The organism is Sulfitobacter sp. SBS6 (assembly GCF_048285585.1).
In the GTDB taxonomy this organism is placed as follows: domain Bacteria; phylum Pseudomonadota; class Alphaproteobacteria; order Rhodobacterales; family Rhodobacteraceae; genus Sulfitobacter; species Sulfitobacter pontiacus.
Window position 1 is genome coordinate 35,987 of sequence record NZ_JBLWBA010000006.1, and the last position, 25,410, is coordinate 61,396.

Genomic DNA, 25,410 nt, shown 5'->3' on the forward strand with positions numbered 1-25,410 from the left:
CTTACCCTGCAACCCTGCGCCAGTCCGCAAGCGCCGCGTTGTCCGATCTGTCGCGCACTGCGTCAGATGCGCCTTCCAGATCCCGCAGGGCCCCTTCTTCAACACCATCAACACGCAGCGTTTCCAGCTCTTGGATATGCCGCATCACCGTTGGTGTCTGCGCGATGGTGCGCGCGATAGAGCGTTGGAACTCTTGTGTTTTTACCTGATGCCGCGCGCCAAAGTAGAAGGATACGACAACCCCCAGAAGCCACCATAACGGCTCTGGCACCAGCGACACGCCCTGCATCCGGCTGGCAAACCAGACCGGGTCAACCATCGCCGTGATGAACAAGCCCAAGGTCCCAAGCGCCAGCGCTGGACGCGGAAGCCGGTTCAGCCCGTCCATGAAACGGTCAAACCGTCCCTTGCGGGGCACTGCGAATTCCGCCCCAAATTGCACCATAGCCTGTTCCCGCGCGGTCGCATCACGGCCGGCCGTCTTTTCCGCATTGGCGCGAAATACCTCGACCGTGTCGCGCACCACATTGCGGCCGTCACCAAAGACCAACGCGAGCGCGGAATCAATCATCCCCATGCCGCGACCCTTTCGTTAAAGTCACGGATGCTCAGATGGTACCGCGGCGACATGAATTCCTCTGCCCGTTTGATCCATCCTCCCTTCTTTCCGGCCCTTGTGCGGGCGTATTTGCGACTTGCGGGGCGCTGATCCGCCAGCCCAAAGTAATAGTTGCGCCGCGCCACGGCGTAGGCGTCCACCATCTGCGCAGGTGCAGCGCCATAAGCGCGCCCCGTAGCGCCAAGCGTTTGCGGTCCAAGCACCCCGTCCACGGCCACATCAAACCCCATATCTCTTAACAATCGCTGAAGAATCTTCACCGCATTCGCCCCCGCATTCACGTACATGTCGAAAACGGAGGGCTGGAGCGGACGGGGCAGCTGCGCGATCTTGGGTTTGTGGAAGTAATGGGTGATGAATATCTCGGTCGCTTGATCTTGAGTAAGCTCTTGAACATCGGCGAGATTTACGGCGCCGTCACGGTTCACATCCAGCCCCAGCCGACGCAGCGTGTGAATGGTGACGCCGTGGTTCGTTGCCCCGCCCGGATCATCGGGGTCATTCACAAAGCCCCCCTCACGCGCGACGATGGACTTTGCAATTTCCTCAACAGTTTGCATCAAATTGGCCCTTCTTGCAGGTTGCACTGCTGCAAGAATGACGTCTCAGATGTTAACGAAACCCGGCAGGCCCGTACGCATCACCCCTCGGGGGCAACATAAACGCCTTGCTCTTTCAGGGCGTCGACAACCTCTTTCGGCATGTAGGTCTCGTCATGTTTGGCAAGGATTTCAGTCGCTTCGAAGGTGCCGTTTATGTAACGCCCTGTCCCAACCATGCCTTGATTTTCCTCGAACAGATCGGGCAATACACCGCTGTAGGTCACAGGCACAGCCGCGCCGCCATCGGTCACGGAAAAGCGGATCGTCAGACCATCCCCGCGCACAAGGCTGCCTTCTTCGACCAGGCCACCGATGCGGAAAACCTCTGTCGGGCCGGGGGGTTCGGCGATCACCTGACTGGGCGCGCGGAAAAAGTTGATCCCGTCGCGCATGGCATATCCAATCAGCGCCGTGGACAGCACCAGCGCCACGACCGCGACGCCGATGATCTGGATACGCCGTTGCTTTTTAAGACTTTTCATGCGCCCTCAGGGAAATAGCGGAGCCATCATCAGCCCCTCGACCTCGTCAATACCTAACATCAGGTTGGCGTTTTGCAACGCCTGCCCGCTGGAGCCCTTGGTCAAATTATCGAGCGCGGCAACCACAATGGCGCGGCCGTCGATCCGGTCTGCCACAACGCCGATATGACAGAAGTTCGACCCGCGAATATGGCGCGTGCTCGGGGCCTCCCCCATGGGCAGCACCTCGATAAAGGGCTCGGCATCATAGGCCGCGGCAAGGGTTTTGTGGATCACCTCGGCGTCGCCTTTGACATAGACGGTCGCCAAAATCCCGCGGTTGGCGGGCACCAGATGAGGGGTGAACTGCACCTTGACCGGACGGCCGGCAATGGCGGAAAACTCCTGATCAAACTCACCCAGATGGCGGTGCGTCCCGCCAAGGGAATAGGCATGATACCCCTCGGACAATTCTGCATGCAGCAGGTTTTCCTTCAACGACCGCCCCGCACCGGACACGGCGCATTTGAGGTCAAGGATGATGTCGTCCAGATCAATCACGCCTTTTTCGATCAAGGGGCGCAGGGCGAACTGGCCGGTGGCGGCGTTACAGCCCGTACCGGCCACAAGACGCGCGGATTTGATCTCTTCGCGGTAGAATTCGGTGAGGCCATAGACCGCCTCTTTCTGCTGCTCCAGCGCGGCATGGGGGTTGCCGTACCACTTGGCGTAAGCATCGGGGTCACGCAGCCGGAAATCCGCAGAAAGATCGACGATCTTCAGGTCTTTAGGCAGGTTCGCGATGACCTCTTGACTGGTTTTATGGGGCAAGGCGCAAAAGCACAGGTCAATCTCCGAGAAATCGATCTCTTCAATCGTGACCAACGCGGGCAGGTCGAGATGACGCAGGTGTGGAAACACCTCCGCGATGGTTTGCCCCGCCTTGGAGTTTGCCCCCAAAGCTTTGATCTGCATAGAGGAATGGCCAGCGATCAGCCGGATCAGCTCGGCTCCGGTATAGCCGGAGGCACCAAGAATGGCGATATTATGGGTCATGTCGGGTTCCGTTCGGAAAGTGTTAGCAAATACGTGTTAGGCCGCTTGAAAGGTCAAGGGTCGTCGCAAGAATTGCGTGGCACGGCTGCTGACCTTTTTGGGGTCGCCCGTGGTCAGGAAAGCCGCCTCGCCCGTGCCCAGCATATTGGGGTGACGCTTTAGATAGTCGCTCAGACTATGGGCGACCAGATTGGCTTGGCTGAACACTTTGACATCGGGGCCAAGCGCGTCCTGAAAGGTTTCCTGCATCAGCGGGTAATGGGTGCAGCCCAGAATGGCAGCTTCGGGCGCGGGCATCTTGCGTTTCAGCGCGTCCACATGGCTGCGCACCAGCGCTTCGGCAAGGATGAAATCACCGTCCTCGATCGCATCCACGACACCCCCACAGGCCTGCGCTTCGACATCGACGCCGATCGCCCGAAAGGCCAGTTCACGCTGGAACGCACGGCTTGCCACCGTTGCCGGCGTCGCAAACAGCGCCACGTGCTTGAGATCCACCTCGCGCGGGGGGGAATTGTCGCCCCATTGGCGTTCTGTCATCGCCTCGATCAGCGGCACAAAGACGCCCAACACGCGCTTGTCCGACGGGATCCACCCTTCCTGCATCCGGCGTAGCGCCGCGGCAGAGGCCGTGTTGCACGCCAGGATCACCAGATCGCAGCCCGCATCGAACAGACGCTGGGTTGCAGCAGTGGTCAGGTTATAAATGTCATCCGCGTTACGCACGCCGTAGGGTGCATGGGCGCTATCGGCCAAATACACGAAATCCACATCCGGAAGCTGCGCCTGCACGGCATCCCAAACGGTCAGCCCGCCTAGCCCAGAATCGAAAATACCAACTGCCATAACACCTTGCCGTCACCTGTCGGCACGATGCCGATCTTCAAATTCAAACCCCAGATCAAAGGATTTTGCCGGGTCTGGTGACAACTCATACGTCGCTTTGCGCAGGAAATCCATCATAGCTTTTGCGTCTTTTGCCATGGGGTCCAGCACGTTTCTGCCGATGGGGTCGCCGATGACCACGCGCACGGGCGTGTCGACGCGTTTGCGGAATTCCTTGATCAGCAGCCCCATGCGCAGGGTGTGATGCAGATGGCTGGCAATCTGGAACAGGCGGCTGGTGTGGCCGTCGAAGTAGATCGGCACGACGGTGGCATCCGATTTCGCGATCATGCGGGCGGTAAAGCTGCGCCAGCCCGGGTCCATGGGGCGCGAAAACGGCCGTGCGCTGGTGCTGACGGTGCCCCCCGGAAAGATACCAACCGCGCCCCCCTGCCCCAGATACTCCAGCGCGGTCTTGCGCGTGCGCAAGTTCAGCGCCAGCGCGGCCTTGTCCTCGTCAAAACTGATCGGCAGCAGATGGCGGTTCAGGTCGGGCGCGCGGTTAAAGACCGAATGCGCCATGATCTTGAACCCGTCCCGGCGGCGCGCCAACATATGCCCCAGCATCAACCCGTCCAGAATACCGTAAGGATGGTTCGCCAGCGCGATGACAGGCCCCGTTTCAGGGATATTCGCCAGACTGCCGCCCACGACATCAAGCGTCAGCCCGTAGCGCTGCACCATCACGTCAAAGAACCCCATCCCGCGCGCCATGTCGTCTTCATAGCCGGTCGCGCGTTTCATCAGCCCCAACCGCCCTGTGCTATTCTCCATCAGGCGGATGAAGGCACGCGCGGGCCGCGACTTGGCGGAATAGGCATAGCTGATGTCACGCGCTGTCAGAGGCCGAAGATCAGGCTGCAAGAGGGTCAAGGTCGGTTCCTTTTCACGGGCTTTGCCTTGCCCACTAGCAGTGGATCATGACAGTCGCGTGACAGACAGCCCATTCAGCCTACTCTGCCTACTCTGCCGCGCGCGAGGTTTGCGTGCCCCCTGACCGGATGACGGCCAGCAGCTCTTCGCGCCGCTTTGCGGCCTTGGCTTCATTCGACTGTTTCACCGGACCAAAGCCCCGGATCTGCAAGGGAAGCTCCGCCAAGGCGACAATCGCGTCGTGGGTTGCGTCAGTCAGCTTGGGCAGAACGTCCTTCATGTCGGCCTCGTATTGCGTGATCAAGGACCGCTCCATCCGGCGTTCTTCGGTGCGGCCAAAGGGATCGAACGGCGTGCCGCGCAGGAATTTCATCCGCGCCAGCATGTTGAACGGCCCCTCCATCCACGCGCCAAAGGTCCGTTTCATCGGACGGCCATCCGCGCCGGTTTTCGACAGGATCGGTGGCGCAAGGTTGAAAGTGAGCTTGGGATCCCCCTCAAAGGCCTCTGCCACTTTGGCGCGGGTGGATTTCAACAGGCGCGCGACCTCGTATTCATCCTTATAGGACAAGAGCTTGTGGTAGCCCAAGGCCACGGCCTCTTTCAGGCGCGCGTCGGTAATGCTGTCCACCATGGTGCCATAACGCTTCGCCAGCCGCTTGCCCTGATAAGCGATCAGGTGGTCCTTGCGGAAGGCGATCCGTTCATCCAGCGTTTTCGGCAGGGCGACGACATTGGGCGTCATCACGCGCTGGGCATCTTCGGGGTGCAGCACGGCCCAACGGCCCAGTTCAAACGCACGCAGGTTCCGCTTGACCGCGGCACCGTTCAAGGTGATCGCCTGTTGCAAGCTGTCCAGCGACAGCGGGATCAACCCCTGCTGCCACGCCGCGCCGAAGATCATCATGTTCGAATAGATCGAATCCCCCAGCGTCGCCTTCGCCAGATCAGAGGCATCAAACAGCGCGACGTCATCCTTGAGCCGCGCCTCAAGCGCGAGGGTGAGCCGGTCGTAGGGCATCTGGAACTCGGTATCGCGGGTAAACTCGCCCGTGATGATCTGATGCGAGTTCACAACCGCCCCCGTCCGCCCAGCGCGCGTCAGGCCAAGTGTCTTGGTCCCGGCAGAGACAACAAGATCGCCCCCGATCAACGCATCCGCCTCACCCGTTGCCACGCGAATGGCGCTGATATCTTCGGGACGGTTCGCAATACGGCAATGGATATGTACGGCACCGCCCTTTTGCGCAAGGCCTGCCATCTCCATCATCCCAGCGCCCTTGCCGTCAATCTGCGCGGCTTGCGCCAGCACGGCACCGATGGTCACAACGCCGGTCCCACCAACACCGGTGATCACCACGTTATGCGTGCCATTGATCGCCGGCAGGGTCGGCATGGGCAGGTCGGGAATCTTGACCTCTGTCGTGGGATCCTTGCGGATCTTGGCCCCTTCCAGCGTCACGAAGGACGGGCAGAACCCTTTAACGCACGAAAAATCCTTGTTGCACGAGGATTGATCAATAGCCCGTTTGCGTCCCAATTCTGTTTCTTCGGGCACGATCGAGACGCAGTTGGACTGCACACCACAATCCCCGCAGCCTTCGCAGACATCGGTATTGATGAACACGCGCTTGTCGGGATCGGGGAACAGCCCCCGTTTGCGACGGCGACGTTTTTCGGCAGCACAGGTCTGGATATAGACGATAACGCTGACGCCTTTATGTTTGGCGAAATTCTCTTGCACGGTCTGAAGGTCTGCACGCTCGTACATCGGCACGTCGCCAAAGGCTTTTTCGTCTACGTCTTCTTTCTCGTCATAGACCACGGCGATATTCTTGACGCCCATGGCCTTCACCTCTGCCACGATACGCGGCGCGTCCAGATCACCTTCGTTGTGCTGGCCACCGGTCATGGCGACGGCATCGTTATAAAGGATCTTGTAGGTGATGTTCGTCTTGGCCGCGATGGCCGCACGGATCGCCAGATTACCCGAATGGTTGTATGTCCCGTCCCCGAGGTTCTGGAACACATGGTCGCGTGTCGAGAATTTGGATTCACCGATCCAGTTCGCGCCTTCCCCTCCCATATGGGTAAAGCCGGTTGTCTCGCGATCCATCCATTGCACCATATAGTGGCACCCGATCCCGGCGTAGGCGCGGCTCCCCTCTGGTAGCTTGGTTGATGAGTTATGCGGACAGCCCGAACAGAAGTAGGGCACACGCGCGGCGATGTCTTCGGCGTTATCGGCACGTCGCGCGGTATCCAGCGCTTCCATACCCGCCTTGATGCCATCGGCGGTCCGGCCTTCCTCGATAAAGATACCGCCCAGCTTTTCGGCAATCCAGATCGGGTCCAACGCGCCACGGGTGGGGAACAGCTCTTCGCCATGCTCCATCCCGGCACCGCCGCCTTTGTGCCAGCCATAGACGCGGCGATGCGTATCCGAGAACAACGCCTCTTTGATCTGCACCTCGATCAGCTTGCGCTTCTCTTCCACGACGATCACCAGATCGAGCCCTTCGGCCCAGGAATGGAACCCCTTCATATCCAGCGGGAAGGTCTGCCCGATCTTATACAGCGTGATCCCCAGACGTTCGGCTTCGTTCTCGTCGATGTTAAGCAAACTCATGGCGTGGATCACATCCAGCCAGTTCTTGCCGGCTGCCGCGATGCCGATCTTGGCCCCGCGCTTGCCCCACATGCGTTTGTCCATCTTGTTGGCGTGGCTAAACGCCTCTGCGGCAAAGCGCTTATAGTCGATCATCCGCGCTTCTTGCAGATGCGGCGTGTCTTGCAGACGGATGTTCAGCCCACCGTCGGGCATATCGAACTGCGGGGTGACCAGCTTCATTCGGTTCGGGTCACCATTCACGACCGATGTCGCCTCTACGGTGTCTTTCATCGTCTTGAGCCCGACCCATAGCCCGCTGAAACGGCTTAGCGCCCAGCCATAGATACCGTAGTCCAGGATCTCCTGCACACCGGCGGGGCTGACGACGGGCATATAGGCATCCACCATCGCCCATTCGGACTGGTGCAACACGGTAGAGGATTCACCCGTGTGGTCATCCCCCATGGCCATCAGAACACCACCGTTCGCGGACGAGCCCGCCATATTCGCGTGGCGCATCACATCGCCAGAGCGATCCACACCCGGGCCCTTACCGTACCACAGGCCAAATACACCGTCGTACTTCCCCTCACCGCGCAATTCTGCCTGCTGGCTGCCCCATAGGGCCGTAGCGGCAAGATCTTCGTTCAGGCCCGGTTCGAACACGACGTTATGCGCGGCCAGCGTCTTGGCGGCGCGGTCCATCTGAAGGTCAACGGCCCCCAGTGGCGATCCACGATATCCGGTCACGTATCCGGCGGTATTCAACCCTGCCGCCTTGTCCCGTGCCGCCTGCATCATCGTCAGGCGCACCAACGCCTGTGTGCCGTTCAGCAACACGGGCGATTTCTCGAGGTCATACCGGTCAGTTAGTGAAATTTTTTGCGTACCCATAGCGCGTCCTCCCCTACGTGCAATCAATAGCTATGGCATCACACTAGGTCACAAAAGCTGACCTGTCTAGCGTTGTGTCTGCCCCTAGGTCATAAAGCGCCAAGGCGCGGGGCTTGATCTTTTGCACCTCCGCCCGATCTATCCGTGATAAGATAACCGCACATATACCGATGCGCCGCGTCGGAGGGTTGTTTTTAAACTGTAAAACGCGCAAAGATGACCGTTCTTGCGAACACTGCGCTCATTATAAAGGTAGTCCTCATGGATTGGGACAAGCTCAGAATATTTCACGCCGTGGCGGACGCGGGCAGCTTGACCCATGCGGGCGACAAGCTGAATTTGTCGCAATCTGCCGTCAGCCGCCAGATCCGCGGACTGGAAGAGCAGCTGAATACCAACCTGTTCCACCGCCACGCACGCGGCCTGATCCTGACCGAACAAGGCGAGCTGCTGTTCGACGCCACCGTCGCCATGTCCAAACGGCTTGATACCGCCGCTGCGCGCATCCGCGACAGCGAGGAAGAAGTCTTTGGCGAATTGCGTGTCACCACGACCACGGGCTTTGGCACCCTATGGCTGGCCCCGCGTCTGCCGAAGCTCTACGAGAAATACCCCGACCTCAAGGTCGACCTGATGCTCGAAGAACGCGTCCTTGACCTGCCCATGCGCGAAGCCGATGTCGCCATCCGCATGAAAGAGCCGTCGCAAGCCGATCTGGTGCGCAAAAAGCTGATGATGATCAAGATGTGCATGTATGCCTCGCCCGCCTATCTTGCGGCGAACGGCACGCCCCAGCGGCTTGAGGATATGTCGGACCACCGTCTGATCTGCCAGAACACCGACAGCAACCAGGTGCATGCGGGACTGAACCTGATCCAGCAACTTATGATGCATGACGTGCGGTCGATGCTGACGGTGAACAACTACTTTGGCGTATTGCAAGCGGTGATCAACAACCTCGGGATCGGCGTACTGCCCGACTACCTCATCCAAGACTTCCCCGATCTGGTGCAAGTTCTGCCAGAGACCGAGTCGGCGGATGTGCCCGTATTCCTTGCCTACCCCGAAGAATTGCGCGCCTCCAAGCGGGTCGCGGCCTTTAAAGACTTCGTGCAGGACGAGATCATTACCCACCGCAAACTGCTGCGCGAGAAAGAGTCCCACTAGCTATGCGAAAACCGCATAACGGGCATGTCATAGATTAACGATTCCATCCTTGAACCGTGCACGAACGCCACTTAATTGGGCGGTATGAAGACGGGCGGCTCCGCGCCGCTACTTCATACCTCCCTGTTGGACTCGGCCGAGCTTCGTGCTCGGCCTTTTTTTTGGCTATGGCGCTTCACGAGCCTTAGGTCTTTTCCCCGCGCTGCGCTTGATCTAAGAGGTGTGGCATATTGCTAGGGGAAAACGCGCACCATGACCGAACCAGCCATCACCCAAGACCTGATTTCCAGCCACGGCATCAATGCCGAAGAATATCAGCGTATTCTGGATATCATCGGGCGCGAACCCACCTTTACCGAACTGGGCATCTTTTCGGCCATGTGGAACGAACACTGTTCCTACAAATCGTCGAAGAAATGGCTGCGCACCCTGCCGACCGAAGGCCCTCAGGTGATCTGCGGACCGGGCGAGAATGCGGGCATCGTTGATATCGGCGACGGCCAAGCGTTGGTCTTCAAGATGGAAAGCCACAACCACCCGTCCTACATCGAACCCTATCAGGGTGCGGCGACCGGCGTGGGCGGCATCCTGCGGGACGTTTTCACGATGGGCGCGCGTCCGATCGCGGCGATGAACTCTCTTAGCTTCGGGTCGCCCGACCACCGCAAGACACGCCAGCTGGTGCATGGCGTGGTCGCGGGTGTGGGCGGCTACGGTAACTGCTTTGGCGTGCCCACGGTGGGCGGCGAAGTGCGTTTTGACACCGCCTATGATGGCAACTGCCTTGTGAACGCCTTTGCCGCCGGTCTGGCCGACACCGACAAGATCTTCTATTCCGCCGCTTCCGGCGTCGGCATGCCAGTCGTTTACCTTGGTGCGAAAACTGGCCGCGACGGTGTGGGCGGTGCGACGATGGCATCGGCCGAGTTCGACGACACCATCGAAGACAAACGTCCCACCGTTCAGGTCGGCGACCCCTTCACCGAAAAGCGCCTGATGGAAGCCACGCTCGAACTGATGGCGACCGGTGCCGTGATCTCCATTCAGGATATGGGCGCTGCAGGCCTGACCTGTTCGGCCGTGGAAATGGGCGACAAGGGCAACCTTGGTGTACGTCTGGACCTCGAAAAGGTCCCGACCCGCGAACACGCCATGACCGCCTATGAAATGATGCTGTCGGAATCCCAGGAACGGATGCTGATGGTCCTGCGTCCCGAGCTTGAGGCAGAGGCGAAAGCCGTCTTCGACAAATGGGACCTCGATTTCGCCATCATAGGCGAAACAATCGCCGAGGACCGTTTCTTGATCGTGCACAATGGCGAGGTCAAAGCCGACCTGCCGCTTAAAGCGCTCTCGGGCAACGCGCCCGAATACGACCGCCCCTATGTCGAGACACCCGCAGCCGAACCGCTGTCGGATGTTCCCGGCATCGACCCCATCGACGGGCTGAGCGCGCTGATCTCCAGCCCGAACTACGCGTCCAAAGCGTGGGTGTTTGAACAATACGACACGATGGTCATGGGCGACAGCGCCCGCACCCCCGGTCTGGGATCGGGCATCGTGCGCGTGCATGGCACCGACAAGGCGATCGCCTTTACCTCGGATGTGACGCCCCGCTACGTCAAGGCGAACCCTGTCGAAGGCGGCAAACAGGCCGTGGCCGAAGCCTACCGCAACCTCTGTGCCGTAGGGGCACTGCCGCTGGCGACCACGGACAACCTCAACTTCGGCAACCCCGAAAAGCCCGAGATCATGGGCCAGTTCGTTGGCGCGCTGAAAGGCATCGGCGAAGCGGTTGCCGCGTTGGACATGCCCATCGTGTCCGGCAACGTGTCGCTGTATAACGAAACCGACGGCAAAGGCATTCTGCCCACCCCCACCATTGGCGCGGTCGGCCTGCTGAAGCACACGGACGAGATCATCGGCAAAGAGGTCCGCGAGGGCCATGTCGCTTTGGTTCTGGGGGCTACCGAAGGTCACATCGGACAATCCGCCCTGCTGCTTGAAGTGTTCAACCGCCGCGATGGCGACGCCCCCCATGTCGATCTGGCGCTGGAGAAGGCCCACGGTGAATTCATCCGCGCCAACCGCGCGTTGATCAAAGCCTGCACCGACCTGTCGGATGGCGGTCTGGCACTGGCAGCCTTTGAACTGGCGGACGAGGCCGGCGTCGGCGTGAGCCTGGATTCTGCCGATACGCAGGTTCTGTTTGGCGAGGATCAAGCCCGCTATCTGATCGCCTGTAACTTCGATCAGGCCGAAGCCCTGATGATCGCCGCGCAAAACGCCGGTCTGCATCTGGAAAGCGTCGGCAAGTTCGGCGGGGATCAAGTGAACTTCGGCGGCGTCAAAGCGCCTTTGGCTGACCTGTCAGCGACCTATCGCGGGGCTTTTGCTGAAACCTTCGCCTAAGGGGTCGCCCCCATCATCTGCATCAATCGCGTTTTCTCGCCCCGGTCATCGGGGCGGGAGATCACCTCTGCCAGTTCTTGCAACGACGCGATCGAGTGACCGGCCCGAAAGCTGTCGGTGAAGGGCAGCATCGCACGGATACCTGCCGCTTTGGGCGCGAACCCGTCCCACCGCAGCAGCGGATTTAGCCAGATCAGCCGACGTGCGGACAGATGCAACCGCTGCATCTGTCGCGCCAGATCATCGGGCGCATCGCGGTCCAGCCCATCAGTGATCAACAGCACAACCGCACCCTGCCCCATGACCCGCCGCGACCAATCGCGGTTGAACGCCTCGATACAGGCCCCGATGCGCGTGCCTCCCTCCCAATCCTGCGCCTCTGCCCCCGCCGCCTTGAGCGCTGCATCCACGTCGCGTGTCGCCAGATGGCGGGTGATATTGGTCAGCCGCGTGCCAAAGGTAAACGCATGCACCTGCGCCCACCCCGCGCCCTTGGCATTGCTCACCGCGTGCAGGAAATGCAGCACCATGCGGGAATATTGGCTCATGGAACCGGAGATATCACAAAGCACCACCAGATTGGGATAGCGTGGGCGCGGGGTTTTCAGCACCAGCTTGTCCATCTCTCCGCCCCGGCGCAGCGCGGCCCGCAGGCTGCGCCCCGCGTCGATCCGCCCCCTTGGGGACGTCATGGCACGGCGTGACGGCATGGGTTTGACCGGCAGGCGCAACCGCGCCAGCATCTTCTTGGCCTCCGCCACCTCCGCGAGGCTCATCAGTTCGAAATCAAGACTGCGCAGCCGTTCTTGCGAGGACATGGTCAGGCTGGCATCGACCTCGATCTCTGTCTCGCGCTCGTCTTGCGGTTCTTCGCGGTCGCGTTCCGGCGCTTCGGCACCGTCCAGCAACGCCTCTGCCGCGCGTTTCTCGGCGGCTTGGGCGGGGCGGTCTTCCTGCACGCCACGGATCGCGGGCAGCATCGCGGCCATCATATGTTCCAGATACCGCGGGTCGCGCCAATAAAGCCGGAAGAGCTGCGCAAAGATGGTCCGGTGCTCAGGACGGTTCACAAAGCAGGCGTGCAGCGTCCAGTAGAAATCGGTTTTGTCGGTGAACCCCGCCACCTCTACCGCGCGGATTGCGTCAATCACGCGACCGGGGCCAATAGGCAAACCGGCGCGGCGCAGGGCACGGGCGAAATGGGTGATATTGCCGGCGAGTTTGGGGTTATCGGGCAGATCCAGGGGCAGATGTTCCATCAGGTCGCCTGCCGCCGGGGGCTGTCGGCCCCCGGACCCCCGAGGATTTTAGACCATTTGGAAGCGGCAGTATCCGTCAAGGGGTCGCGTCCAGCGTGGCTTTGGCTTGATCGAGGATGCGTTTCGCCTCTGATCCTTGCAGTTTGGCGATGTCATCCTGGTATTTCAGGATCGCCCCAAGCGTATCCGCAATGGTTTCGGGGCTGAGGTTGATCACATCCAGCGCCAGCAGACATTTTGCCCAATCAATGGTTTCGGCCACGCCGGGCTTCTTGAACAAGTCCTCGGTCCGGAGGTGCTGGACAAAGGCCACAACCTCGCGGCTGAGCGCGGCTGAGGCTTCGGGGGCGCGGGCGGCCAGAATCTCCATCTCGCGGGGGAAATCGGGATAATCGACCCAGTGATAAAGACAGCGGCGTTTGAGCGCGTCATGCACCTCGCGCGTGCGGTTCGAGGTCAGGATCACAATGGGGGGCTCAGGAGCCTTGATCGTGCCGAGTTCGGGGATCGTGACCTGAAAATCGCTGAGCGCCTCAAGCAGGAAGGCTTCGAACGGGGCGTCCGTGCGGTCAAGCTCGTCGATCAACAGGATGGGCGCACCGCGTCCGTCAGGGCGCATCGCTTCAAGCAAGGGGCGTTCGATCAGAAAGTCGTCGCTAAAGAGTTCTGTTGTGAGCTGGTGTCGCGAGCGATCGCCGGTGGCCTCAGCCGTGCGGATTGCCACCATCTGCGCAGGGAAGTTCCATTCGTAGACCGCCGTGGCGGCATCCAGCCCTTCATAGCATTGCAACCGGATCAACTTCCGGTCCAAGGCCAGCGCCAATGCTTTGGCGATCTCTGTCTTGCCGACGCCTGCCTCTCCCTCGAGGAACAGCGGCCGGCCCAAGGTCAGGCTCAGGAACACCACCGTGGCCAAAGGCCGCCCGCAGACATATCCCTGCCCCGCAAGCAGCTCTTGCACGGCGTCGATCGAAGGGGGCAGTTGCATGGCATTCTCCGGTTGTGATTGGGACGAGTGGTGCATTCTGATCCCGCGCGGTCAAGGGGTCTGCACGGGGTTCAACAGACTCTATGCCTTGGAGCGACCACAGAATGTGCTATAAATGTGCTTCAAATCTCCGCATTTTCGCCTTAATGCGCCGATACCTCAGACCAAAAGCCAGGGGTTTCCTGTGCCCAGATACGATTGAGGAAGTTTACCATGATCGATACCGCCGTAACGCTCGACACGTCTTTTGAGGAATATTCCAAAAGCGAGTGGATGGATGCTGTGAAGCAGGTCGCGCAGAATGGCGGGTTCTATGAAGCGCTCGGGTCACGACACCACGCGATGTTTCTGGAAAAATCCTCTACCCTGCTGGTCAGCTTTGAAACCATCAACGGGATGCGCGCCTTGTCGTCTATGGCGCATCCTTTGGGGTGGGAAATGGTGCGCAGCGAAGGCTGGTCGCATCTTTGTCTGGCGTCAGAAGGGGATACATGGTTCCGGGACGCGCCCGTTTACGCGTTTTTCGACCGGCTGATCGACGATGGCTTTTTCGACGGCTTTGACCGCGTGATCTTTTATGGCGCGGGTCCGGGCGGCTATGCGGCTGCGGCATTCTCTGTCGCGGCACCGGGTGCAAAGGTCGTTGCCATCCAGCCGCAAGCGACGCTGGACCCCAGCGTGACCGAATGGGACGATCGCTTTGTCGAGATGCGGCGCACGGATTTCACCTCCCGGTTCGGATATGCCCCCGATATGCTGGATGCGGCCGAGGCCGCTTTTGTGATCTATGACCCGACTGTGCCGCTGGACGCGATGCATGCCAGCCTCTTTACCCGCCCCAATGTGACCAAACTTCGGATGCGGCGCATGGGCACGGCGCTGCAATCGAAACTGCTGGAACTTGACCAGTTCGAAGCGATTCTGACCCTAGCAGCCGAGGACGCGTTAGACATTGCCAGCTTTGCCCGCTGCGCCCGCGCCCGCCGCGATCACCGCCCCTATCTGCGCGGCCTGCTGAATGCGTTGGAACAAGACCAACGCGAGTCGCTGATCCTCACGCTTTGCCGCTTTGTGAACGATCGCACCTCTGCACCGCGTTTTGCCCGACGCCAAAAGCAGCTCGAGGCAGAAATCGCACTTAGAAACGCAGCCGAAAAAGGCGATGACACGGATCAGGGCGCGGCAAACGCTGACGCTGCCGAAGGCGCTGGCTGAAGCCTAAATCACGACCGCAACCTCGTGCCGAGACTAGCGCGCCCGCACGCCCTGTGCTAGCGGGGAGCCCATGACACAGACCCTCACGCTTCGACGCCCCGATGATTGGCACCTGCACCTGCGCGACGGCGCGATGCTGGACGCCGTGTTGCCCCATACCGCCGCGCATTTTGCCCGCGCCATCATCATGCCCAATCTGGTGCCCCCGGTGGTGCGCGGTGCCGATGCAGCCGCCTACCGCGATCGTATCCTGGCGGCACTGCCCGAGGGCGCGGATTTCAAGCCGCTGATGACCCTGTATCTGACCGAGGATACCGATCCCGACGATGTGACCGCCGCCCATGCCAGCGGGTTGATCACCGCGGTCAAGCTCTACCCCGCCGGTGCGACGACAAATTCAGCCAGCGGCGTGTCGAACTTTGACAATGTTGCGCCCGTGCTGGAACGCATGGCCGAGATCGGCCTGCCCCTGTGCACCCACGGCGAGGTCACCGACCCCGAGATCGACATTTTCGACCGCGAGGCCGTGTTCATCGACCGCGTGCTTGACCCGATCCGCACCCGTCATGCGGGGCTGAAAGTCGTGATGGAGCATATTACCACCGCCGACGCCGCCCAATATGTCACGGAAAGCACCGGTAATCTGGGCGCGACCATCACCACGCACCATCTGGTGATCAACCGCAACCATATCCTCGCCGGTGGGATCAAACCGCATTACTACTGCCTGCCCGTCGCCAAACGCGAAAGCCACCGTCTGGCCCTGCGTGCTGCCGCGACTTCGGGCGACGCGCGTTTCTTTCTGGGCACGGATTCCGCGCCTCACACGGACGCGAACAAGCTGCTGCCCTGCGGCTGTGCCGGCTGCTTTACCGCGCCCAACACCATGTCGATCCTGGCCGAGGTCTTTGAACAGGAAGACGCGCTGGATCAATTGGAACGGTTTACCTCGCTTAACGGGCCGGATTTCTACGGGCTGGCCCCGAACGAGGCGATGATGACGCTGACCCGCACACCGGCGACCTACCCCGATCACATCGACACGCCCGACGGGCCGGTCACGGTGTTCGATCCGATGATGCCGCTGAACTGGTCCGTCACCGACTGACGCCCCCCTACCAAAGACAGTTTGCCGGTCGCAGCAGGATGAGACCGGCCACCACCGCCCTCAACGCCAAGGCCCCAAAAGGAACGCATGACATGATCCCCACCAGCTACCCCGACTCTACCGAAATGGCGCGTCTGACCGCGCGGATGTTGCTGGAGATCAAGGCCGTTCATTTCAACGCGGCAGAGCCCTTTACCCTCGCCTCTGGTCTGCCGAGCCCGACCTATATCGATTGCCGCAAGCTGATCAGCTATCCGCGCATCCGCGCCACCTTGATGGACTTCCTGACCGTCACAGTGATGCGCGAAGCGGGGTTCGAGGCGTTTGACAATATCGCGGGCGGTGAAACCGCGGGCATCCCCTTTGCCGCGATGGTGGCCGAGCGCATGGCGCTGCCCATGACCTATGTGCGCAAGAAGCCCAAAGGCTATGGCCGCAACGCCCGCATCGAAGGTGAAATGACCGAAGGCCAACGCGTTCTGCTGGTCGAGGATCTAACCACCGATGGCGGCTCAAAGATCAGCTTTGTCGACGCGATTCGCGATACTGGTGCGACCTGCGCGCATACGGCAGTGATCTTTTACTACGGTATTTTTCCGCAGACAGAAAAGACCTTGGGCGATCACGGGGTTACGTTGCACAGCCTGTGCACCTGGTGGGATGTGCTGGCCGAGGCCAAAGCGCAGAACGCGTTTGACACAGAAACCCTGACCGAAGTCGAAGCCTTCCTGAACGCGCCAGAAGCGTGGCAGGATGCGCGGAAAAAAACCTAAGCAATCCACATGATATTGTGTCGCGTGGTGTAAAATCACGCGACATATGCTACGCTAGCGCAGAGATCAGGTTATCCACAGCTTATAAAGATTGCGGGATGACGGGCGGCTCGGGTAGATAAGCCTCGGGTCATTAATCAGTGGGGCAACACGTAGCATGAACGAGATTTCAAGCATCGACGGTAACCAGCTAACGGTTCAAGCGGCCGAGACAATGCCGCATTCCATCGAAGCGGAACAGCAGTTGTTGGGCGCGATCCTGACCAACAACGATATCTACGACCGCGTGGCGTCTGTCATCGGTCCCAAGCATTTCTACGACCCCGTTCACGCCCGTATCTTCGAGATCGCCGCCGCGCGGATCGCCAAGAACAACCTTGCCTCCCCCGTGACGCTCAAGGCGTTTATGGAGGATGACGAAGGGCTGAAAGAACTGGGCGGCCCCGCCTATCTGGTGCGCCTTGCCGGTGCCGCGATCAGCGCCTTTGCCGTGCGCGACTATGCGCAGATGATCTATGATCTGGCGGTGCGCCGCGACCTGATCCAGCTGGGCCGTGACATCGCGGCCAAAGCCGCACAGGTCGATGTCGCGTCAGAGCCGCGCGAACAGATCGTCGAGGCCGAACAGAAACTCTATAAGCTCGCCGAGCAGGGTCAGACCGAAAGCGGTTTCCAGAGCTTTCTGAAAGCCGTGACCGATGCGGTCAACGTGGCCAATGCGGCCTACCAGCGCGACGGTGGCCTATCCGGTGTCTCTACCGGTCTGATTGATATGGATAAAAAGCTGGGCGGTTTGCACCCCTCTGACCTTTTGATCCTTGCCGGTCGTCCGTCGATGGGGAAAACCTCGCTTGCGACGAACATCGCCTTCAACGTCGCCAAAGCCTACCGCCGGGGCACCTTGCATGACGGCACCGAAGGCGCGGTAGACGGTGGCGTTGTCGGGTTCTACAGCCTCGAGATGAGCGCGGAGCAGTTGGCCGCGCGTATCCTGTCCGAAGCGGCCGAAATCCCGTCCCACCAGATCCGGTCGGGTGATATGACAGAGACCGAATTCCGCCGTTTCGTCGATGCCGCCAAAGCGCTGGAAGCCTGCCCGCTGTATATCGACGACACGCCCGCCCTGCCGATCAGCCAGCTGGCCGCCCGTGCGCGGCGGCTCAAACGGACCCATGGGCTGGACGTGTTGATTATCGACTACCTCCAGCTGGTGCGCGGAACGGGCAAAGGCGAAAACCGGGTGAATGAAATCTCGGAAATCACCATGGGCCTCAAGGCCATCGCGAAAGAGCTCAACATCCCCGTGATCGCCCTGTCGCAGCTGTCGCGTCAGGTGGAAAACCGCGAAGATAAACGCCCGCAGCTGTCGGATTTGCGTGAATCCGGGTCGATCGAACAGGATGCCGACGTCGTGATGTTCGTGTTCCGCGAGGAATACTATAAGGAACGCGAAAAGCCCGGCGATCACGAGCTGGATAAAATGGCGATCTGGCAGGAAGAGATGGAGCGTCTGCACGGTCGTGCCGAGGTGGTCATCGGCAAGCAGCGTCACGGCCCGATTGGTACTGTCGATCTCAGCTTCGAAGGACGCTACACCCGCTTTGGTAACCTTGTGAAACCGTGGCAGAGTGAAAATGGCGGCGGCGATCAGGAGTTCTGATCGCCACACCCCGTTAATTCGATGAACACAAGCCTTGTGCAGAGGTCAGACAACCGCCGCGCGGGCGATCTCTGCCTCTGACAGATTGTATTTCGCGGCAAAGCGCTCCCGCGCCGCGATCAGCCTCGGGTCATTGGGCCGCATCCCCAAAGTACGAATGAATTCAATCCGTTGCTGGTGCTTTAGCGCCTCGCGGTCAATCGCCGTCCCCATCGCGCGGTCAATCACCGCCCCGCCGGGGCTGACGTGGAACCACTTGCTGAAATCGCGGAAGTGATGCTGGTTGTGCAGCGTTGTCACATAACGCTCTACCCGCGATTTTGGCACGTTCACATGGGCGGTCATGTGGAACCATTCATAGACCAGAAAGGTCAGCACCCCGCCCACTGGCACGATGGCCACGGCAATCCAGCCCGCCTGCGGCACAGCAAACAGGGCAAGAACACCCCACAGCAGCCCTCCGTTCACCAGTAGCATCGGCAAAGCGACCCAGATCGGCACGAAAAACAGTTTGGTGTTGGTCGGGAAATCATGATGACCGTAGTGCGCCATATACAGCAGGTTGAATGCCCATTGCGCCCGCGGGGGCGATAGGTGGAACACATAGCGGTGCAGGTTGTATTCATTCAGCATTTGCGCGGCGACCCCCAAGGGGATCAGCGCCCAGACCCATAGCGGCGCGAACAACGCCAAGCCAACCAGCCCCGCCCCACAGGCGACCGCCATCACCACGACGGCCGCATGCGAGAACATGATACGCAAGCGCATCATCAGCGGTGCCCCTTACTCGGGCGACAGGGTTTCATAGCGCAACCCTTTAGCGGTGTCCTTGTCGAACCCCTTCCAATAGCTGTGATCTTCCTTCGGGGTGCCATCCTCGTTCATCGACCAGACCCCGTCGTTGGAGTTTTCGACCAGATCAAGATAGGCCCCCATTTCGGCATCGCCCTTGAGATGCTGCGCCATCCAAACGGTGGCGAAATGCTGCGCGATGTTGTTCATGCGCACCGTGTCCCAGACCGGATCGGTATAGTGGCCCGACACGTTGAACCCCAGATCAGCGTCATCGCGAAAGGATTCCGCAGGCGCAGGCATCGGGGCCGCCGCATTATGGCCGCCGTTTTCAAAGGTCAGCAAGGCGCGGTCGACGCTGCTGGCGTTTTCCCAAATGGCGCGCACGCCTTTTTCGTAAAGCGATACCATATCCTCGGACCCGGCCATGAACAGCATGGGGATCTGCACGCCCTTCAAGCCTTCGGCATCCCAGAAGCCCGTGTTCATGCCCCAGGGGCCGATCGCGATGGCGGTTTTGATCCTTGGGTCGGGCAGGTTGTTATGCGTCTCGGACCCCGCCTGATGGATGCCCAAAGTGCCATGCGGCCCGCCCCAGCCATAGCCGACCGACGCTTCGGTCACGCCACCACCTGCGGTGATCACCGCGCCGTAGCCGCCCATGGAATAGCCGATCAAACCGGTGTTATCCGCATCCACCAAGCCATTGAGAAAAGAGCTTTCGTCTTGCGACAGACGCGCCATTTCATCCAGCACGAAAAGCTGGTCCAGCGACCGGTTCACCAGCGTAGAGCCAAAGGCCGCCTGCGTGCGATAGGTCGAATCCAGGTGATCGATGGACGCCACGACATAGCCCTTCGACGCGATATTCTCGGCCAGATGGGACATCAGGAAGCGGTTGCCGGGATACCCGTGGGAGACGATGACCAGCGGATAGGCCGCGTCGGGCTGTGCTGGTTCCGCGTCGCGCATGGCTTTGCCTTGCAAGGTGACCTCGGTCTTGCCATCGCGGATGAACGCCTTGATCGCGGTGTCGCCGGTGGCCCCGTCCGCGGCGGGGTACCAGACCTCGACCGTCAGCGGGCGATCATAGCGCGGCAGGGTTTCAGGTTTGTCCGCTGCGGGATCGATGGACAGGATATCGATCTGGTCCTTATGCACCAGGTCAAGCTGGCGCACGCCGATCGCTTCGTCGCCATAGGCCGCCATATCAGGGGCTGTGGGCATCTGGGTATCGATCCGGTTCTCGGCCAGCGCCATAGGCGCGGCCATCGCCGTGACCACCGCCAGCACGGGCCCCGTTGTCATTGTTAAAACTCGCATTGAACTCTCTCCCGTTTTATATGCGGCTACTGCGCGCAGCCTGTCTTTTGTCAGGAACCAAGCTATCGCGTTCGCGCCACCATGCAAGCATCATGCGAAGGTTTCGTTACGTTAGGGAAATGGGCCAAACATTCCGTCCCGCTCCCCGTAAGGCGTGGGATTATTGGCCGGTGACCTTGGTCGTGGCTTGACCTTGGCGGGCATACGGTCAAAACAAATCCCATGACAACAGCCACCCTCTCTATCGACCTCAATGCGATTGCCGCCAATTGGCAGGCGCTGAACAAAATGACCGGCTGCGACACCGGTGCCGTGATCAAGGCAAACGCCTATGGTCTGGGCGTTGACCGCGTGGCCCCGGTTCTCGCCGCCCAAGGCGCGCGCAAGTTCTTTGTCGCTGTCGCGGAAGAGGGCGTGGCCCTGCGTCGCGTGTTGGGGCCCGGCCCTGCGATCAACGTCTTTGCGGGGCATATGCCCGGTGACGCCGATATGATCCGAAGCGCGGCCCTGACGCCGATGATCAATTCGGTCGACCAGATGATCGCCCATGTCGAAGCCTTGCCCGGCCATCGTTTCGGGGTGCAACTGAACAGCGGCATGAACCGCCTTGGCATGGACCCCGCGGAATGGGCCGCGCTGCGCGACATCGCCCTGGCGCAGAACCCGACCTTGATCATGTCGCATCTGGCCTGCGCGGATGAACCGAACCACCCGATGAATGCCCGCCAGCTCAAGACCTTCCGCGAAATGACGGATGGGTTGAACGTGCCACGATCCTTGGCCGCGACGGGGGGTATCATGCTTGGCCGTGACTACCACTTTGACCTGACCCGCCCGGGCATCGGGGTGTACGGCGGATTGCCCTTCGCCGATGCGATGCCGGTGGTGACGCTGGATGTGCCTGTCATTCAGGTGCGCGAAGTCGCCACGGGCCAGACCGTCGGCTATGGCTGCGCCTGGACGGCACCCCGCCCGACATTGGTCGCCACCGTTGCTGCGGGTTATGCCGACGGGTTGATCCGCGCCTTGGGCAACGGGGCCACTTTCACCCACGAGGGGCGCAAACTGCCCGTTGTTGGCCGTGTCTCTATGGATCTGATCACCGTCGATGTGACCAGCCTGACAGAGGTGCCAGAGCATTTGCAGCTGATCGGGAACTATCAGTCTGTGGATACGGTCGCCGGGTTTGCGGGCACCATCGGCTACGAAGTGCTGACCGCGCTTGGCGCGCGCTATGACCGGGTCTATGTGGAGTGATGGGGCACGCCCCCGCGCAGACCGCTTTGATATGCTGCTGCGCGTCGCAAACCTGTCTCTGCTGATCCTCTACCCCGTTGCATGGGCCGCGCCTTTATTGCGGGCGGGCGTGCTGCCGCTGTTCGGGCTTACCGAAATCTCTGTCCTGAGCGGGCTGAAATCCCTATGGGACACCGACCTGTTTCTGGCGCTGATCGTCGCGGTTTTTGCCCTTATCGCACCCTATGTTAAGACCGTCGGCCTGACGCTGGTACAGTTCCACCTGATCGGCCCACGCGCCCTGCCCGTCTTGCAGGCAATCGGCAAATTGGCGATGGCGGATGTGTTTCTGATCGCGCTTTATGTGACCCTATCAAAGGGAATCGGCATCGGGCGGATCGAGACGGCTTGGGGTCTATACCTGTTTACAGGCTGCATCCTCGCGTCGCTGTTTATCGGGCACCGCGCGCAGAAAATCGCCTAAGCAAGCTGGCGTTTTCACGCGACCAACCCACCCGCCTGGGTAGAATTGGTCGGAATTTCTCAAGTAAAATCGATTCATTTACGGAAATTTCAAGATTTTCTTCGCCTTTTGCCAACATCGGCATATTCTTGCTTACAACAGCAACTCAAGCACAAGGTGAGACAGATGAACGCGTTGACGGCACTTATTCAGTATCTTTTTCAAAGACTCGCATTCGCGGTTTTCGCTGTTGCCGCCGTGGCGATCACCGTCTGTACCGTTATGGCCGCGCTTGGCCAATGGGCCTGGATTGAACTACCGCTCAACTATGACGGGCAACCCGTTGAGAATGCAGGGATGTATGCGCAGATCGGCCTGACCATTCTGGCCGTGGGCATCTGCTTTTTCATCCCCACCAATCGCCGCATCATGCAGCTTGAAACGTCGCACCGCAAATTTGCTCTGAACATGGATGACATCACCCGCGCCTACGGGGCGGTGCATGCAGCGGATCGGGGCGACGTTTTTCACATGTCCTCCGAATTCGACTCGGTCCGCGAACGGCTGGCCTATCTGCGCGATCACCCTGATCTCAGCACGCTTGAACCCGCCCTTCTGGAAGTCGCCGCGCAGATGAGCCACATCTCGAAAGAGCTGGCGACCGTCTATGCCGACGAGAAAATCGAACGTGCGCGCAATTTCCTCAAGCAGCGTCAGGAAGAAGTGAACCTCTTCAACAGCCGTCTGGATCAGGCCAAAGGCATCACATCCGAGATGAAGCACTGGCTGCACGAAGTCGAGCTGGAAGAAAGCGTGGCCGCGGCACAGCTGGACCGCCTGCGCGCTGAAATGCGCGAGATCATGCCCGAACTGGGAATCGAACGTACGGTATCGGCGGATGAAATGGCCCGCGATTCACGTGTGGTAGAGCTGCCCCCCAAAGCAGCGGAGTAACCCCGCGCAGGCACCAAGGTTTTGCTTTGACGTTTCCCCTTTGTTCGGCCAGAAAGACGCATGGCTAAATCTCCCGTTACATTTTCGTGCACGGCTTGCGGTGCGACCTATAACAAATGGTCCGGGCGCTGTGATGCCTGCGGCGAATGGAATACGATCCAGCAGGACAAGGGCATTTCATCCGGCCCGCCCAGCAAATCGCTTGGCACGCGTCGCGGCGCGGCGATGGTGCTGACCGACCTCACCACCAAGGACACGCCCCCGCCCCGCAGCCAATCCGGCATTGCCGAGCTGGATCGCGTTTTGGGCGGCGGGCTGGTCCCGTCCTCTGCCATTCTGGTCGGCGGTGATCCGGGCATCGGGAAATCCACCCTTTTGCTGCAAGCAGCGGCCCATTTCGCCCGCAGTGGTTTGAAAACAATCTACGTCAGCGGAGAGGAAGCCTCGGCGCAGGTCCGTATGCGGGCGCAGCGTTTGGGGTTGTCTGACGCCTCGGTGGAGTTGGCCGCCGAAACCAATCTGCGCGATATCCTGACCACGCTTGAAGAGGTGAAGCCCGATCTGGTCATCATAGATTCGATACAGACCATGTGGGCCGATAACGTCGATTCCGCCCCCGGGTCCGTCAGTCAGGTCCGCGCCGCCGCGCACGAGCTGACAAGCTTTGCCAAACGGCGCGGCGTTTCCGTGATTCTTGTGGGGCATGTCACCAAGGACGGGCAGATCGCGGGGCCGCGCGTGGTCGAGCATATGGTCGATACCGTTCTGTATTTCGAGGGCGAGCGCGGCCACCAGTTCCGTATCCTGCGCGCGGTCAAGAACCGCTTTGGCCCCGCAGACGAGATCGGCGTGTTCGAGATGACCGGCGAAGGGCTGGCAGAGGTCACCAACCCCTCTGCCCTGTTTCTGTCCGAACGCGGCACACCCGCCGCAGGGTCAGTGGTTTTCGCGGGTATCGAAGGCACCCGCCCTGTTTTATGCGAGCTTCAGGCCCTTGTGGCCCCGTCGCCTCATTCGCAGGCGCGGCGTACGGTTGTGGGCTGGGACGGGGGACGGCTTGCGATGATCCTCGCCGTGCTAGAGGCCCGTTGCGGCATCCCCTTTGCGGGGCTTGATGTTTACCTCAACGTGGCGGGCGGCATGAAAATCTCGGAGCCGGCCGCGGATTTGGCGGTCGCGGCCGCCTTGCTCAGCGCGCGCGAAGACGTGGCTTTGCCCGCGGAAACCGTTGTTTTCGGCGAAATCAGCCTGTCCGGTGCGCTACGCCCCGCCAGTCAAACCGAAAATAGGTTGAAAGAAGCGCAAAAACTTGGTTTTACCAGCGCCATCGCGCCCGCGGGCGGAAAACCGGTGGGCAAGAACGGCATAACGCTTAACACCATGAGCGATCTCACCGGATTTGTAGGCGAAATATTCGGGGCTGGCTAACCGCCCCTTCAAGGAAGGCAAGACGACCATGGAAGGTTTTACCATCATTGACGGGGTTGTGGCGCTTGTCATCGTTCTGTCGGCTTTGCTGGCTTATGGCCGCGGGCTTGTACGCGAATTTATGGCGATCGTGGGCTGGATTGCCGCCGCGATCCTTGCGTTTCTTTTTGCGCCGCAGGTTGAACCGCTGGTGTCAGAGATCCCTGTTGTGGGCGAATTCCTTGCCGACAGTTGTGAACTATCGATTATCGGGGCGTTTGCCATCGTCTTTGCCATTGCGCTGATTGTGGTCTCGCTGTTCACCCCGTTGTTTTCGTCGCTGGTGCAGCGCTCTGTTCTGGGTGGTCTGGATCAGGGGCTCGGGTTTCTTTTCGGCGTGGCGCGCGGCATTCTTTTGGTCGCCATCGCCTTCTTTGTCTACGACACCGTGATCACCGGCCAGACCTTCACCATGGTGGACGAAAGCCGGTCGGCACAGGTCTTCGGGCGCTTTACCGGCCAGATCGAAGAGCAGAACCCGGAAGCCGCATTGGGCTGGATCACCACCCGCTACGAGGCACTGGTTGGTGCTTGCGGTGCCTAATCGCCGCTGACGCTGCCAAAAGTTAAACACGCGCCCCCGTTTTCGGGG

22 protein-coding genes are annotated in these 25,410 nt (G+C 60.4%); 11 read left to right on the forward strand and 11 right to left on the reverse strand.

All coding sequences use genetic code 11. From position 1 onward, the window contains the following. Position 1: 1 nt before the first annotated feature. From ACNQ62_RS09095 to ACNQ62_RS09125, 7 genes are all read right to left on the reverse strand, one after another. Positions 2-577 carry a holin family protein gene (locus tag ACNQ62_RS09095; protein ID WP_418094731.1) on the reverse strand — a complete coding sequence of 192 codons (576 nt, stop codon included), beginning with the start codon at positions 575-577 and terminating at the stop codon, positions 2-4. Further along, complete coding sequence (locus ACNQ62_RS09100) at positions 568-1,179, reverse strand: holin-associated N-acetylmuramidase (protein ID WP_418094732.1); 612 nt, start codon at positions 1,177-1,179, stop codon at positions 568-570. The genes ACNQ62_RS09095 and ACNQ62_RS09100 overlap by 10 nt, the downstream gene beginning before the upstream one ends. Before the next feature lie 80 nt (positions 1,180-1,259). Beyond that, positions 1,260-1,703 (reverse strand): cytochrome c maturation protein CcmE, encoded by a 444-nt coding sequence (ccmE, locus tag ACNQ62_RS09105; RefSeq protein ID WP_005853870.1) that lies wholly within the window; start codon positions 1,701-1,703, stop codon positions 1,260-1,262. A gap of 6 nt (positions 1,704-1,709) precedes the next feature. Beyond that, on the reverse strand, positions 1,710-2,738 hold the full coding sequence (gene argC / locus ACNQ62_RS09110) for an N-acetyl-gamma-glutamyl-phosphate reductase (protein WP_317938309.1): 1,029 nt from the start codon (positions 2,736-2,738) through the stop codon (positions 1,710-1,712). 36 nt (positions 2,739-2,774) lie between these two features. After that, positions 2,775-3,584 (reverse strand): glutamate racemase, encoded by an 810-nt coding sequence (locus ACNQ62_RS09115; protein WP_005853874.1) that lies wholly within the window; start codon positions 3,582-3,584, stop codon positions 2,775-2,777. A 12-nt stretch (positions 3,585-3,596) separates the two neighbouring features. Next, entirely contained in the window at positions 3,597-4,496 is a 900-nt protein-coding gene (locus tag ACNQ62_RS09120) for a lysophospholipid acyltransferase family protein (RefSeq protein WP_051843964.1), read from the reverse strand. Positions 4,497-4,584: 88 nt separating this feature from the next. Next, the gene (locus ACNQ62_RS09125; protein ID WP_418094733.1) at positions 4,585-8,001 is read right to left on the reverse strand and encodes an indolepyruvate ferredoxin oxidoreductase family protein; all 3,417 of its coding nucleotides are present in this window, start codon (positions 7,999-8,001) and stop codon (positions 4,585-4,587) included. 261 nt (positions 8,002-8,262) lie between these two features. Here ACNQ62_RS09125 and ACNQ62_RS09130 point away from each other — a divergent pair, with 261 nt between their 5' ends. Then, on the forward strand, positions 8,263-9,168 hold the full coding sequence (locus tag ACNQ62_RS09130) for a LysR family transcriptional regulator (protein WP_005853880.1): 906 nt from the start codon (positions 8,263-8,265) through the stop codon (positions 9,166-9,168). 252 nt (positions 9,169-9,420) lie between these two features. Further along, positions 9,421-11,580 carry a phosphoribosylformylglycinamidine synthase subunit PurL gene (purL, locus tag ACNQ62_RS09135; RefSeq protein ID WP_418094734.1) on the forward strand — a complete coding sequence of 720 codons (2,160 nt, stop codon included), beginning with the start codon at positions 9,421-9,423 and terminating at the stop codon, positions 11,578-11,580. On the opposite strand, the gene ACNQ62_RS09140 is transcribed toward purL, so the two are convergent. Both ACNQ62_RS09140 and ACNQ62_RS09145 read right to left on the reverse strand, forming a co-directional pair. Continuing rightward, on the reverse strand, positions 11,577-12,839 hold the full coding sequence (locus ACNQ62_RS09140; protein WP_418094735.1) for a vWA domain-containing protein: 1,263 nt from the start codon (positions 12,837-12,839) through the stop codon (positions 11,577-11,579). The two genes, purL and ACNQ62_RS09140, sit on opposite strands and share 4 nt — an antisense overlap. A gap of 76 nt (positions 12,840-12,915) precedes the next feature. Then, positions 12,916-13,827 carry an AAA family ATPase gene (locus ACNQ62_RS09145; RefSeq protein ID WP_418094736.1) on the reverse strand — a complete coding sequence of 304 codons (912 nt, stop codon included), beginning with the start codon at positions 13,825-13,827 and terminating at the stop codon, positions 12,916-12,918. A 213-nt stretch (positions 13,828-14,040) separates the two neighbouring features. Between ACNQ62_RS09145 and ACNQ62_RS09150 the strand changes: the two genes are divergently transcribed. The 4 genes from ACNQ62_RS09150 (at position 14,041) to ACNQ62_RS09165 (ending at position 18,583) form a co-directional block, all read left to right on the forward strand. Beyond that, positions 14,041-15,042 carry a phosphoadenosine phosphosulfate reductase gene (locus ACNQ62_RS09150; RefSeq protein WP_418094737.1) on the forward strand — a complete coding sequence of 334 codons (1,002 nt, stop codon included), beginning with the start codon at positions 14,041-14,043 and terminating at the stop codon, positions 15,040-15,042. A gap of 70 nt (positions 15,043-15,112) precedes the next feature. Next, positions 15,113-16,150 carry a dihydroorotase gene (pyrC, locus tag ACNQ62_RS09155; protein ID WP_418094738.1) on the forward strand — a complete coding sequence of 346 codons (1,038 nt, stop codon included), beginning with the start codon at positions 15,113-15,115 and terminating at the stop codon, positions 16,148-16,150. 92 nt (positions 16,151-16,242) lie between these two features. Then, positions 16,243-16,923, forward strand: coding sequence for an orotate phosphoribosyltransferase (locus ACNQ62_RS09160; protein WP_005853893.1), 681 nt, complete (start codon positions 16,243-16,245; stop codon positions 16,921-16,923). A gap of 157 nt (positions 16,924-17,080) precedes the next feature. Continuing rightward, positions 17,081-18,583, forward strand: coding sequence for a replicative DNA helicase (locus ACNQ62_RS09165; protein ID WP_005853895.1), 1,503 nt, complete (start codon positions 17,081-17,083; stop codon positions 18,581-18,583). Positions 18,584-18,628: 45 nt separating this feature from the next. On the opposite strand, the gene ACNQ62_RS09170 is transcribed toward ACNQ62_RS09165, so the two are convergent. Both ACNQ62_RS09170 and ACNQ62_RS09175 read right to left on the reverse strand, forming a co-directional pair. Further along, positions 18,629-19,354, reverse strand: a complete 726-nt coding sequence (locus ACNQ62_RS09170) for a sterol desaturase family protein (RefSeq protein WP_418094739.1) — start codon at positions 19,352-19,354, stop codon at positions 18,629-18,631. A gap of 12 nt (positions 19,355-19,366) precedes the next feature. Next, positions 19,367-20,683 carry an alpha/beta hydrolase family protein gene (locus ACNQ62_RS09175; RefSeq protein ID WP_289080008.1) on the reverse strand — a complete coding sequence of 439 codons (1,317 nt, stop codon included), beginning with the start codon at positions 20,681-20,683 and terminating at the stop codon, positions 19,367-19,369. Between the two features lie 237 nt (positions 20,684-20,920). On the opposite strand from ACNQ62_RS09175, the gene alr reads away from it, so the two are divergent. From alr to ACNQ62_RS09200, 5 genes are all read left to right on the forward strand, one after another. Then, positions 20,921-21,955, forward strand: coding sequence for an alanine racemase (gene alr, locus ACNQ62_RS09180; protein ID WP_418094740.1), 1,035 nt, complete (start codon positions 20,921-20,923; stop codon positions 21,953-21,955). After that, on the forward strand, positions 21,945-22,418 hold the full coding sequence (locus tag ACNQ62_RS09185) for a paraquat-inducible protein A (protein ID WP_340241348.1): 474 nt from the start codon (positions 21,945-21,947) through the stop codon (positions 22,416-22,418). Before alr ends, ACNQ62_RS09185 begins: the two co-directional genes overlap by 11 nt. Positions 22,419-22,583: 165 nt before the next feature. Further along, positions 22,584-23,351, forward strand: a complete 768-nt coding sequence (locus tag ACNQ62_RS09190) for a hypothetical protein (protein ID WP_037944444.1) — start codon at positions 22,584-22,586, stop codon at positions 23,349-23,351. Positions 23,352-23,411: 60 nt separating this feature from the next. After that, positions 23,412-24,779, forward strand: a complete 1,368-nt coding sequence (gene radA / locus ACNQ62_RS09195; protein ID WP_418094741.1) for a DNA repair protein RadA — start codon at positions 23,412-23,414, stop codon at positions 24,777-24,779. Positions 24,780-24,807: 28 nt separating this feature from the next. Continuing rightward, a complete protein-coding gene (locus tag ACNQ62_RS09200) occupies positions 24,808-25,362 on the forward strand; it encodes a CvpA family protein (protein WP_005853908.1) in 555 nt (184 codons plus the stop codon). The last annotated feature ends 48 nt before the right edge of the window (positions 25,363-25,410 follow it).